The 12,617-nt window shown below is 66.8% G+C and carries 9 protein-coding genes and 1 pseudogene; 5 read left to right on the forward strand and 5 right to left on the reverse strand.

What is annotated here, in order from left to right:
• The first annotated feature begins 2 nt into the window (after positions 1-2).
• Entirely contained in the window at positions 3-1,433 is a 1,431-nt protein-coding gene (locus tag F813_RS0112555; protein WP_017926827.1) for a mannose-1-phosphate guanylyltransferase/mannose-6-phosphate isomerase, read from the forward strand.
• Between the two features lie 27 nt (positions 1,434-1,460).
• On the opposite strand, the gene F813_RS0112560 is transcribed toward F813_RS0112555, so the two are convergent.
• The gene (locus F813_RS0112560; protein WP_017926828.1) at positions 1,461-4,595 is read right to left on the reverse strand and encodes an error-prone DNA polymerase; all 3,135 of its coding nucleotides are present in this window, start codon (positions 4,593-4,595) and stop codon (positions 1,461-1,463) included.
• 113 nt (positions 4,596-4,708) lie between these two features.
• On the opposite strand from F813_RS0112560, the gene F813_RS0112565 reads away from it, so the two are divergent.
• Positions 4,709-5,320: a bifunctional 2-polyprenyl-6-hydroxyphenol methylase/3-demethylubiquinol 3-O-methyltransferase UbiG gene (locus F813_RS0112565; protein WP_017926829.1), complete on the forward strand. Its 612-nt coding sequence runs from the start codon at positions 4,709-4,711 to the stop codon at positions 5,318-5,320.
• Positions 5,321-5,689: 369 nt separating this feature from the next.
• On the opposite strand, the gene F813_RS0112570 is transcribed toward F813_RS0112565, so the two are convergent.
• Both F813_RS0112570 and F813_RS0112575 read right to left on the reverse strand, forming a co-directional pair.
• Positions 5,690-7,981: an EAL domain-containing protein gene (locus tag F813_RS0112570; protein WP_017926830.1), complete on the reverse strand. Its 2,292-nt coding sequence runs from the start codon at positions 7,979-7,981 to the stop codon at positions 5,690-5,692.
• Between the two features lie 515 nt (positions 7,982-8,496).
• On the reverse strand, positions 8,497-9,447 hold the full coding sequence (locus tag F813_RS0112575) for a PDC sensor domain-containing protein (RefSeq protein WP_017926832.1): 951 nt from the start codon (positions 9,445-9,447) through the stop codon (positions 8,497-8,499).
• Between the two features lie 270 nt (positions 9,448-9,717).
• Here F813_RS0112575 and F813_RS0112580 point away from each other — a divergent pair, with 270 nt between their 5' ends.
• The 3 genes from F813_RS0112580 to F813_RS0112590 are packed head-to-tail and all read left to right on the forward strand — an operon-like array spanning position 9,718 to position 10,728.
• Positions 9,718-10,053, forward strand: a complete 336-nt coding sequence (locus tag F813_RS0112580; protein ID WP_017926833.1) for a HigA family addiction module antitoxin — start codon at positions 9,718-9,720, stop codon at positions 10,051-10,053.
• A gap of 59 nt (positions 10,054-10,112) precedes the next feature.
• Positions 10,113-10,433, forward strand: a complete 321-nt coding sequence (locus F813_RS0112585) for a hypothetical protein (protein WP_017926834.1) — start codon at positions 10,113-10,115, stop codon at positions 10,431-10,433.
• Positions 10,423-10,728, forward strand: coding sequence for a DNA-binding transcriptional regulator (locus F813_RS0112590; RefSeq protein ID WP_017926835.1), 306 nt, complete (start codon positions 10,423-10,425; stop codon positions 10,726-10,728). Before F813_RS0112585 ends, F813_RS0112590 begins: the two co-directional genes overlap by 11 nt.
• A 338-nt stretch (positions 10,729-11,066) precedes the next feature.
• On the opposite strand, the pseudogene F813_RS13720 reads toward F813_RS0112590, so the two are convergent.
• Together F813_RS13720 and F813_RS13725 are read right to left on the reverse strand one after the other, a co-directional pair.
• Positions 11,067-12,302, reverse strand: a pseudogene (locus F813_RS13720) (type IIL restriction-modification enzyme MmeI); the annotation flags it as partial.
• Between the two features lie 8 nt (positions 12,303-12,310).
• The coding region (locus F813_RS13725; protein ID WP_196793830.1) for a transposase at positions 12,311-12,617 on the reverse strand (307 nt) is incomplete at its 5' end.

The following is a 12,617-nucleotide window of genomic DNA, read 5'->3' on the forward strand; positions in this document are numbered from 1 at the left end:
CGATGGCGCCTGCCGATATCCAGAACCAACTGCAGCCGGTGATCCTGGCGGGCGGGACCGGCACGCGGCTGTGGCCGGTGTCGCGCAGCCACTACCCCAAGCAGTTCCTGCCCCTGACCGGCGACCAGACACTGCTGCAGCAGACCGTCACCCGACTGGAGGGCCTGCACACGGCGCCACCGCTGGTGCTGGCCAACGTCGAGCATCGCTTTCTGGCCGCCGAACAACTGCGGGCGATTGGTGTCGAGCAGGCGCGCATCCTGCTGGAGCCGGAGGGGCGCAACACGGCCCCGGCAATTGCCCTGGCGGCACTGCAGGCCCGGGCAGAGGGGCGTGACCCTTTGCTGCTGGTCCTGGCCGCCGATCACCACATCGGCGATGGCGATGCCTTCCAGGCTGCCGTGGGCCGCACCGTGGCGCTGGCGGAGGCCGGCTATCTGGTCACCTTCGGGATCGTGCCGCTCACGGCCGAAACGGGCTACGGCTATATCCAGCAGGGCGAGTCGCTGGGCGAGGCCGGTGCGCGGGTCGCGCGTTTTGTCGAAAAGCCCGATGCCGCCACCGCAAGCGAGTACCTGAGCCAGGGGGGCTATCTCTGGAACAGCGGCATGTTCGTGTTCCGCGCCTCGCAGTATCTGCAGGAGCTGGAGCGCTTCGAGCCCGAGATCGTGACGGCCTGTCAGTCCGCGCTGGAGGGCGCGCGCGAGGACCTCGATTTCCTGCGCGTGGACCCGGAGTCGTTTGCCCGGGCCCCGAACATCTCGGTGGACTATGCCGTAATGGAGCGCACCGACCGCGCGGCGGTTACGCCCCTGGCTGCGGGCTGGAGTGACATTGGCTCCTGGTCCGCGCTGGCCGGGGTACGCGGCACCGACGAGCAGGGCAATACCCTGCGCGGCGATTGCCTGCTGGAGGACAGCGAGGGCTGTGTGGTCGATGCCGATGGCCTGCTGGTCGCGGGGATCGGCTTGCGCAACCTCGCGGTGGTCGCCACGCGTGATGCGGTACTGGTGGCGGACCGTGATCGCGTGCAGGACGTCAAGCGCATCGTCGAGCGGCTGAAATCGGACAACCGCAGCGAGCATGTGGACCACCCGGCGGTGTATCGCCCCTGGGGCTGCTACGAGTGCGTCGACGTCGGGCGGCGCTATCAGGTCAAGCGCATTACCGTGAAACCCGGGGCGAAGCTCTCGCTGCAGATGCATCACCATCGCGCGGAGCACTGGGTGGTCGTCAGCGGCACCGCGCGAGTGCGCAACGGCGAAGAGACCTATCTGGTAACGGAGAACCAGTCCACCTATGTGCCGATCGGGCAGATCCACTCGCTGGAAAACCCGGGCGCGATCCCGCTGGAGCTGATCGAGATCCAGTCCGGCAGCTATCTGGGCGAGGACGACATCGTGCGGCTGGAGGACCTCTACGGGCGCGTCTGAATACCGCCCGAGAGGCGATCCCTCGAGCTAGCCGAAGTCGCGGGAGCGGGTGGTCAGCTCGCCCAGCCAGTCGCTGCGGTCGATCAGGCGCTGCACGATCAAGTGGCCGACCCCCTCGCTGTACTGCCACTCGCCGTGGGCCTCCAGCAGGCGGCCGTGCAGGACCTCGGCGCGAAAGCGTTCTACCCGGTCCGGCCAGACGATCAGGTTCAGCGTGCCGCTTTCGTCCTCCAGTGTCAGGAATACCGTGCCATGGGCCGAGCCGGGCCGCTGGCGGGTGATCACGAGGCCGGCATAGCGGGCGCCGGGGTGCCCGGGGCGTTCCAGTAGCCGGGCGGCGGTGGGTAAACGTCTTTGCTCCAGGAACGGGCGCATCAGCGCCAGCGGGTGCGGGCCCAGGCTCAGGCCCTGGGTGGCATAGTCCTGCACCAGGTCGTCCACCGCATCCGGGCGCGGCAGCAGCGGGGTTACGTCGGCCTCGCGCACCGTCTCGGCCGGGGCGTCGGCGAACAGGGGCAGGGGTTCCTCCACCGCCTCGGTCGCCCAGCGCGCCTGGTGGCGGTTGCCGGCCAGCCCCTTCAGGGCGTCGGCGCGGGCGAGGCGATTGGCCTGGGCGCGGGTGAGTGCAGCGCGGGCGACCAGATCCGGTACGTCCGCGAACGGGCGTTCGGCGCGCGCGGCGACGACACGCTCGGCCACGGCCTGCGCGAGCCCGCCGACCCGGTTCAGGCCCAGGCGCAGGGCCAGCGTGGCGCTCCCGGCCACCGGCTCCACCGTGCAGTCCCAGTCACTGCAGCGCACGTCCACCGGGCGTACCTCCACGCCGTGGCGGCGCGCATCGGCGACGATCTGCGCCGGGGCGTAGAAGCCCATCGGCTGGCTGTTCAGCAGGGCGCTGGCGAAGATCGCCGGTTCATGGCACTTGAGCCAGGACGAGACATAGGTGATCAGCGCAAAGCTGGCCGAGTGGGACTCGGGAAAGCCGTATTCGCCAAAGCCGAGGATCTGCTTGTACAGCTGCTCGGCGAATTTCTCCGGATAGCCGCGTTGCCGCATCCCGTCCATCAAGCGTTCGCGGTAGCGCGCGAGCTGGCCGGTGCGGCGCCAGGCGCCGATCGCGCGGCGCAGCCCGTCCGCCTCGCCGGCGGAGAAGCCGGCCGCGACCATCGCCAGCTCGATTACCTGTTCCTGGAAGATCGGCACGCCCAGGGTGCGCCCGAGCACGCGCTTCACCTCTGCGTTCGGGTAGCGCACCCGCTCCGGGTGGGCGCGGCGCTTCAGGTACGGGTGCACCATCTCGCCCTGGATCGGGCCGGGGCGCACGATGGCGATCTCGATCACCAGGTCGTAGAAGTTCGCCGGCTTCAGGCGCGGCAGCATGCTCATCTGCGCGCGCGACTCGATCTGGAACACGCCCAGGGTGTCGGCCTTCTGCAGCATGCGATAGACCGCCGGGTCCTCGGCGGGGACGTCGGCCAGGCCCCAGTCGCGGCCCCGGTGGCGCGCCATCAGCTCCAGCGCGCGGCGCACGCAGGAGAGCATGCCCAGTGCCAGCACGTCGATCTTCAACAGGCCCACGGCATCCAGGTCGTCCTTGTCCCACTGGATCACCGAGCGCTCCGGCATTGCCGCGTTCTCGATCGGCACCAGCTCGTCCAGCCGGCCCTCGGCGATCACGAAGCCGCCGGTGTGCTGCGACAGGTGGCGGGGAAAGCCCAGCAGCTCGGCGGTCAGGGCCTGCCACTGCCGGGCCAGGGCGCCATCCGGGTCCAGCCCGACCTCGCGCAGCCGCTCGGCGGGGATGCCGTCGTCCCACCAGGCGAGGTTCGCGGTCAGCGCATCCAGTCGTGCGCGCGAGATGCCCAGGGCGCGGCCGACGTCGCGCAGGGCGCTGCGGCGGCGGTAGCGGATCACGGTACAGGCCAGCGCCGCGCGCTCGCGGCCGTAGCGCTGGTAGATGTACTGGATGACCTCCTCGCGGCGCTCGTGCTCGAAGTCGACGTCGATATCCGGTGGCTCGCCGCGCTCGGCGGAGATGAAGCGCTCGAACAGCATGCTGGAGCGCGAGGGGTCCACTTCGGTGATGCCGAGTGCGTAGCAAACCGCCGAATTCGCCGCCGAGCCGCGCCCCTGGCACAGGATCCCGCGGCCGCGGGCAAAGCGCACGATGTCGTAGACCGTCAGAAAGTAGGGCTCGTAGCCAAGCTGCGCGATGATCCCGAGCTCGCGCTCGATCTGCTCCGTCACCTTCGGCGGGATGCCGTCGGGCCAGCGCTGGCGAGCCCCCTTCAGGGTTTCCTCGCGCAGGTAGGCGGCCGGGCTCGTGTCCCGGGGCAGGGGATCGGTCGGGTAGCGGTAGGTGACCGCATCCAGCGAAAAGTCGCAGTCCCGCGCGATCCGCACACTGGCCGCGAGCCAGAGGGCGGGATACAACGTGGCCAGGTCGTCGCGCGGGCGCAGGCAGCGCTCGCCGTTGGGGAAGCGCGCCGGGGCCGCCTCGGCGACCGTGGTGCGCTGGCGCAGAGCGGTGAGCACGTCCTGCAACGCACGCCGGCCCCGGCTGTGCATGTGCACGTCGCCGCAGGCGACGATCGGGAGTCTCGTCGCCTCGGCGAGCTGTCGTGCGCGGGTTGCGAGCGTGGCATCCTCCGGCGTACGCAACTGGCTGACCGCCAGATGGGCCTGACCCGGCGTGGCCCATCCGGCCAGCCAGCGGACGGCTTCGGCGAGCGCCGGTTCTGCGGGCTCGGGTTCGATACGCAGCAGGACGTGCCAGCCAGCCCGCGCCTCGGCGGGCAGGACGTCGAGGTCCGCCCGGGTCAGGTGGTAATGCCCCTTGTCCGCTGCCCCGCGCGCCTGAGTGATCAGGCGGCACAGCGCGGCGTAGCCCGCCGCATTGCGCACCAGCAGGGTCAGAGCGGGGCCGTCCGCGAGCTGGAAGGTGGCCCCCAGGATCAGGTGCAACCCGCAATCCTTTGCCGCCGCGTGCGCGCGCACCACGCCGGCCAGCGAGGCGATATCGGTCAGCGCCAGCGCGCGATAGCCGAGCGCCCGGGCCCGCTCCACCAGCTCCTCCGGGTGCGACGCCCCGCGCAGGAACGAGAAGTTGCTGATGGCCGTCAGCTCGGCGTACTCCGGTGGTTCGGGGGCAGTGGCATCCATATACTGTTTATATAAACAGTATTCCAGACTGGCAAGAAACCCTGGCTTCGAGCCGGTGCGCCGGCTCCGGTATGGTAGGCCCGCTACCGGCCGATCCCAGTGACGAATTTCCTATGCGCAGCGCTATCTACAACCTGCTGATCCTGCGCCTGACCTCGCAGTGGTATGCCGAGGTCATGCGGCGGCTGCCGGAAGGGGCGGCCCTGCTGGACGTGGGCATCGGCACCGCCGGCGCGCTGCTCGCCAATGCCGAGACGGCGTGCGCGAGGGGGTTCGTCATCACGGGGATCGACATCGATGCCGACTACATCAAGCACGCCCGGCAAGCCCTGCGCGACTCGCCCCTGGCCGATTGTGCCGAGGCCCGCCTCGAATCGATCTACGACCACGCGGGCGGTCCGTATGACGCGATCTATTTCTCCGCCAGCTTCATGCTCCTGCCGGACCCCGACGGCGCGCTGCGCCACTGCCGCGGCTTGCTGAAGCCGGAGGGGAAGGTCTTTTTCACCCAGACCTTCCAGACTCGCCCCTCCCGCTGGATGGAACGCTTCAAACCCCTGCTCAGACGCATCACGACCATCGACTTCGGCCGCGTGACCTACGAAGAAGCGTTTCGGGAGCAGGTGGCGAGGGCGGGGTTTGTGATCGACGAGTTCACCACGCTCGCGAGTCACGGGACGCGTGCATCCGTCCTTGCCATTACCCGACCCGCCAGCCCTGCCTGAAAGCACGCCGGCTCGCCGCCGAGGCCGGGCTCTATCCACTGCAGGAGGCGAGCCCTCTCGCCGATCGGGCACGTCCAGCGCCCCATCGCCCAGGGGGCTGGGCTCCTACCGGAGAAGGGGGCTTGTGCAGCATGCGGCACGCCGGATCATTGGCGAGGCCGGGCTCTATCCACTGAAGGAGGCGAGCCCTCTCGCCGATCGGGCATGTCCAGCGCCCCATCGCCCAGGGGGCTGGGCTCCTACAAGAAAAAGGGGTTGTGGCGGTATGTGAACAGGATGGGGTGACCTCTTCGGGTACCGCTCCGGCCTGCTTAATCCGAAGGTAGGCCCCGGGCCCTCCTGCGACTGAAGGCACCACCGCACCGTGCGCTAGAACTCGATGTCGTAGCGCAGCTCTTCATCGGGCTGGCGCAGGAAGTTGCCCTGGACCAGATCGACCTGGGATTGCCAGAGCAGGGCGAGGCCATCCACGTCCTCGACATAAGCCGCCATGGTGCGGGCGCCGCTGGCGCGGGCAATGTTCAGCAGTGGCTCCAGGCGTGCGAGCTTGTCGGCGGCATCGTGCAACCCGTGGGTCAGAGGACGGGCGACCTTCACGTAGTCCGGTCGCAGGCTGCGCAGGAGTTGGGTCGGTTGGTCGCTGGCCAGACCGAAGTGTTCCACGGCCATTCCCACCTGGATATCGCGCAACGCCCCGGTGACCCGTTCGGCCTGCTCCGGATCCGCCACGATGTCTTCCTCCGCCAGTTGCAGCACCAGTGCCCGAGGCGGCAGGGCCGCATCTGCCAGGATGCGACCCAGCCAGCCGACCAGTTCCGGATCGCGCAGTGATCCCCGCGAGAGTTTGACGAAGAACACCGAATCGGGATGGGTGCGCAGTCGGGCCGCCAGGATGTCCACCGCGTTGGTCAGTACCCAGCGGTCCAGCGCTCGATCGAGGTCCAGATGCGCGGCCATGTTCACGAACGGGCCGGGGAGCTGGACATGCCCTTCCGGATCGCGAATCCGGAGCAGGACCTCGTAACGCTCGGCGTTATCAGAGCCGGCGATATTGGCGATGGGCTGATACACCAGAAAGAGGCGCTGCTCGTGAATCGCCCGGGTGATCACCTGGCGCCAGTGCTGCTGCTGTGCGGCACCGCACTCCGGTGTGACCAGCGCCGGATCCAGCTGGATACGGTTGCCGCCCTCTCGGCGGGCCTGCGCGCAAAGCGCCAAAGACTGATCCACCGCATCCGCCGCGGGAAGGTCGGCCAGTGCCGTGATACCGATGCTCAAACCCGGGGACGGCGCGTGGCTCGGGGCACCATGCGGCGCCGGGACCTTCGCATAAAGGGCATCACCCCAGTCCGACAGGGCTTCCGCGTCGACGCGGTTGAGCAGCACCAGGATTGCGTTCTCGCTGAATCGGGTGACGCGCTCGCCCGCGGCCAGGCCCGACGAGATTCGTCCCAGCAGACGCCGCTGAAGCAGCGAGAAACCGGCTACCCCCTGTTCCCGGATCAGACTCGAGGCCTCGTCCCATTCGATACAGGCGAGGGCGACCATCCCGGGCTGAGTCGCCAGCCCCGCGCGCCAGTGGGCGAGCAGAGGTGCCAGATCGCCGGAGCGCAGGGTGCCGGGGGCGCGCCCGGCCCGACGACGTCGGCGGCAGAGGCGCGCCTCTGCACGGACACGCGCGGGCGCCGCCTCCGGCGGTATGTGCGCAAGCCGAGGGCTCGGCTCGGCTCCAGGGCCTTCTGGTGGCGTCAGCAGAACACGCGGGATGTCGAACAGCGACGGATCCTGATCCAGGGAGCGGGACAGGGCCGCGGCCTGGTCGGCCGCGATGTCCACGTCGATCACAATGGCCTCGGGCAGGCTCTCCAGCGCTTGGCCAGGCACGTCGTCCACCGGCGAGAGACGCTGGATGTCGAGCGCCGGGGACTCCTGCAGGGCGCGGGTCGGGGAGACCGACTGCCCGGTGGTGACGAGCATGATCCGCAGCGGGTCCCACGGGCTGGAGTCCACCAGGCCCTCCAGTGTCGCGGCCATTTCGGAGGGAATCGTGGGCATGGTCAGGACCGCGTCCCAGTCGTCCAGCGTCTTCGGCTGTTCTCCACTTTGGGCTCCGTGCAGAACCAGGATGTTGGGCAGGTGGGTCTCATCGTCCGGTGTCGGCGGACCCGGTGGCGCTGACAGGACGACGCGTGCATGAGGCGTTGCCGTCGATTCGACATGAGCCGCCTCTTGCAGGTTGGCAAAGGCGTCCACGCGGAAGCCGCAGGCCACCAGTTGCAATGCCAGTTCGTCCCGCGGCGCGCCTGCGGGCCCGAGTAACTGGACCCGCAGCCGGTCGGGAACCGGAGTCGGCACACTGTCGGCCTCCGGAGCCGCCGGGTGCCCCTCCGACGCGGCGAGATCATCCGGAAGCGTCCCCTGCAGGCGCAGGATCAGAGCGCCAATGGTCTCCTGTTCGTTGGAGCTGGGAGGCAGCGGGCTCTGCAGGTGCTGGGCCACGCGCTCGTCAATGCGCCGCGCCGTGTTCAGCGCCTCCTTCAGCGCCGTCCCGGCCAGCCCTCCGGCGATCACCCGGGTCAGCGCGCGGATCTCCCCCAGGTCCACATGGCGGCAGCCCCGCTGCCGGATCATGTACCACCGGTCGGCCAGGTCGGCGACCATCCGTGGCAGGCCCCGGACAAACTCCCGGCTGGTGGTGTTATCGGATGGAGTTGGAGAGGACTTCGCCTGCGGGGTGCTGCCGGAAGCATCGGCCATGTGATTCGAAGTCCTCTTGGAATGTGTCTTGTGAACTATAGACAACCCTTCCACGCATGGTTGAGTTTTTTGGTACTGCCTCGATCCATTAGCGATCTGCGCCGGAATCCAGCCCTCAGCGAAACGGCGATACCGCCCCAAAGCGCTTGCGCCTGTGCGTCACCGAGGCTGGAGCTTACCCACTGTAGGAGGCGAGCCCTCTCGCCGAGCGGGCATGTCCAATGCCCCATCGCCCAGAGGGCTGGGCTCCTGCGAGAGAAAGGGGCTGTGGCGCCATGTGAACAAGATGGGTGTCCACTTTCGCATGTATATCTTCGCGATCGGGGGCCATTACGACGCGTTGTGATCCTTGCCCAGGTTGCCCTTCGCTCGGGGCGCTGCGGGGTAAATCCTAAGGTAACCCCCCGGACGCCGAGGGATTACGGGTGTTCGTGCTCTTCTCCGGAGCCCAGCCAGAAGTCCAGGCGTTTGGCGAGAAACTCCTGCCCGCTCATGTAGTGGGACCCGTCACAGGAGAAGTTGAGGCCAACCATGCCGTTGAAGATATTGAGGGAGCCTGAGCGCAGGTAGATCGTGTCGTCCATGAAGCGCAGCTCACGGAAGGTACGGAACACCGCTGCTACCTGCTCCGTGGAGAGTAATGCCTCCTCGGGGTAGGTCCGCTGGGGATAGGCGAGACAGATCCCGGGATCCGTGAGGTCCTCGTAGTCCAGCAAACGGTAGCGGAATGGGTCGTCGCGCAGCCACAAGGTGGCCCGGGAACTGGAGAAATGCAGCTTGCCGTGGAATACGCCGTGGGCGGCCACCAGCTCGGTCAGGAGGTCCAGTACCTCGTCGATACGGGTGTCGAGCGGGCTGTCCACCCGATGCTGGTTGAACAGGCCCCCGCGGATCGCTGGATCCCCCTTCAGCTGCATCCATTGGTCCGGCTGCTGATAGAGGTCGCGGGTCAGGGGCAGCTCCCGCAGGTCGAAGTCCGCCCCCAGGAATCCCAGCAATGTGCCGTCGCTTTGAGTCAGCCGTTGCACGGCCGTCAGGGTAGGGCGGCGCCGATTGCGGCTGATATAGGCCGACGACATGGAGAACTCGGCACCGGCCAGGGCATCGGCCACGTAGGGCCGGGTGCTGCGATCCCGTCCGGCCTGGTCTGGCAAGGGGCCTTCTGGGGATACGTTGGCGGTCACCTGGTGAGCGCGATGATCGAGCACATAGAGGTACTTGCAGGACGGCAGCGCGCCCAGGGCCACCGCAAGCCGCTGCTCCAGGGCCTCACGATTGCCCCATCTCTCGGCACAGGGGGTCACCAGCCGCGCCAGTGCGGTCGACAGTTGCCCCTGGAGCAGCAGTCGCTGCCGGGCCACCGCCGTCATTGTCGCTTCACTCATGGCCTTCGCTCGGAGGATACCGTTGGGAACGCGCCCGCCAGGCGCGGAAGTCTCGCGAGGGTGCCGCAGGACCGGCGGTGGCGCAACAGCCGACTCCATGCGTCCTGTGGTCGGATAGCGCCAGGCCGTTGGGTGTGTCGCCATTACAGTTTCTTGGTGGCCCTTGGATGGGAGTGCTCGTAGAGACAGCTACCACAACGCGGCGCGCGTTCAACAGCCCAGGCCGGCCCAAAGGGCGAGGGCGCCTGGAAGAAGATGGGTGTCCTCTTTCTTCGGTCTCAGCCGACCCATCCGGGTGAAATGCTGCGCGAGGACTTTCTCCCGGATTTCGGCCTGAGCACCGCGGAACTGGCGAAGGCGGCGGGCGTATCGCGCCAGTCCATCAACGAACTGCTGCGCGAGCGTCGAGTTCTCAGCCCGGAGATGGCACTGCGGCTTGCACGGCTGTTCGGGACTACCCCGGAGTACTGGATGAATGCCCAATGCGCCGTGGACCTCTGGGATGCCGCCCAGGCCATCCAGGACGACGTAAACCGTGGGCAAAAGGCAAGGTTTGACCCCGGAGCTCAGTGTGACCCCGGAGCTCAGTGACCCCGGAGCTGCAGGAGCTGAAGTTTGCAGAGGGTACGGCATTGCCGTACCATTGAGTGATGCTTACGGTTGTGGAAACGGAATTCTTCAGCCGCCTCGTATCGGACTACTGGAACGAATCCGATCGCGAGGCATTCGCGGCGTACCTGGCATGCAATCCGGACGCCGGCGACGTGGTACCGCGTTCAGGCGGACTGCGAAAAATACGCTGGTCGCGCCCCGGGATGGGCAAGCGTGGCGGCGTGCGAGTGATCTACTACAACCGGATGGCGAAAGGGCAAATCTGGTTGCTGCTGATCTACGCCAAGAGCGCCGACGACAACATTCCGGCGTATGTGCTCAGCAAGCTGAGAGAGGCATTGGAATATGATGAAGACTGACCAGGAACTTCGCGAACGCGATGCCCACCGGGACATCGGCCGGGAGCTGCTGGAATCCGTTCAGCAAATGAAGGCCGGTCAATCAGGCCGCGTATGGATCGTCGATGCGCCTGACATTGCGCGTATCCGCATGAAAGTCGGCCTGACCCAGACCTGTTTCGCGCAGCTGCTTGGCGTATCGCCCCGCACGCTCCAGGACTGGGAGCAGGGCCGGCGCACCCCTTCGGGCTCCGCGAAAACCCTGTTGAAGATCGCCGACCGCCATCCCGATGTATTAAGGGAACTGGCAGCCTGATACGGCAGCTGCTCGGCAAAACGCAAGGTTTGACCCCCGACGTCCGCATTTTGCCTCTCCCTTGATGCGGGGGCAAAAGGCAAGGTCTGACCCCGACGCCCCGCTTGATGCGGGGGCAAAAGGCAAGGTCTGACCCCGACGCCCCGCTTGATGCGGGGGCAAAAGGCAAGGTCTGACCCCGACGCCCCGTTGGGCCGGCCGACGCAAGCAATCGAAGGACCTGAAATCAGTTACATGCGTGCTCGGGGTGAATTGGAGCACGGGGTTATCTCGCGCGGAGGTCGATGCGGTTCGAGTCCAGTGACGGCCAATGAAGCCCTGATGCTGCTGGGCGATCGTCATGTCAGGCGCCAGAGGTCGTTGTCGGTGGTGGCCTGGCCGAGGATTTGGAGGGCGGCGAGGACCTGGGTGATGGACTTCGTTGGTTTGCGCTTGAAGTGGCTGGCCAGGGCTTCCGGGGTTTGGGGGCCGATGGCGAGGAGGCGGCGGACGGCTTCGACCTGGTCGGGCATGGATTTGGGCCAGGTGGGCTTTTTGGCCGGTTCGGTCGGGGTCTCGGCGGCGGCCTCGGGTTTGGCTTCCAGTGTGGCGGTGGTCTGGGTGGCTTCGGGGGCCTGGTAGTCGGGGCGCAGCCAGCGGATGTGGCCCTGGGCTTCTTCGGCGGCGCGCTCCGCGTTGAGTGCGACCAGGCGGGTGAGGAGTTCTTCTTCGGCTTCGGTCTGGTCGGCGGGTTTGTCCGGCAGCGGGGTGGTGGCGCCGGGGCGGCCGACTAGGCGGTCGGCGAGGTCGTTCCAGCCGTAGGCGTCGAAGACGGCGCGGTCGAGGTTGTCGTGCAGTTCGCGCAGCAGGGAGACGAGGCCCTGTTCGTGGATGGTGCGTTCCTTGGCGCTCAGCGGTTCTTCGGCGCGCAGTTTTTCCAGCACGTTGTACATGCCGGTGAGGGTGAGGTCCGGGTGTTCGGCCTGTCGCGCCTTGCGGTGGGCGTCGATGCGTTCGGCGAGGTCGCCGATGGTGGTGGTCTGGTTGTCGTCGAGTTCCGGGAAGGGGAAGGTCTCGAAGCAACGCGTTTTGGCATACACCGAATCGTTGCCCACCCCAAGCCAACTACCCGATTTCATTGCCCATAAGGTGTGAACTCGGCTGGAAAGGGTCCCCAAAGCGTTCGGCCAATCGAGGGCGATGCTAAGTAATTTGTTGTCGGGAAGGATGTCCGCTTCGAGGAACTGGAAGACCCGATGTTTGGTGGTTTCGACAGTGGCGATGTAACGGGGGAGTCCGGCCAATTGGTGACGGAGTTTGGAATTGGTTTCTCCGAACAACCACCAGTTCCTTCTACGCGATTCACGTTTGTTGTTATCACGCTCGGGTTTTACGCGTTCTAAAATCCACTGGTATACCTTGGGGTAACGGGAGCGGACTTCATCCAGATCAAGGCCGTATAAGTCGATAACCATGACTCCGCGCGGCGATTGAGTAAGATCGCGACCGTTTCGATAATGACGAATATGGTTTTCTAGGCCGGGAACATCGCTTAACCCGATTGTTTCCGCATCCTCGGGAGAGATCACAAAACCTTTCCTGATTAGCAACGAGAGTCAGCCAGTCGCAGAACCCGCTCGGGCACGGGCCGGCAGTGCACGGCGGCGACCAGCAGTCGCGCCGGCAACGTCGCCAGATCAAAGCGTCGGTTGAAGCGGTAGGCGAATGCCGCGAGGTAACGGGCTGCGTACTTGGCGAACGCAAATGCATGGTAGCTCCCGCTCAGGCTGGTTTTGAGGTTGCCGAGCACGGTGTTGATCCATTGGAATTCGGGAAGATCCTGGGGTTTGCGCCCGGCCACGACCGTCGGCTGGTGCCGGCAGTCGGCCCTTGCGACGGCGCGGAAGCAC

Source organism: Thioalkalivibrio sp. HL-Eb18 (assembly GCF_000364985.1).
Taxonomy (GTDB): Bacteria; Pseudomonadota; Gammaproteobacteria; order Ectothiorhodospirales; family Ectothiorhodospiraceae; genus Thioalkalivibrio.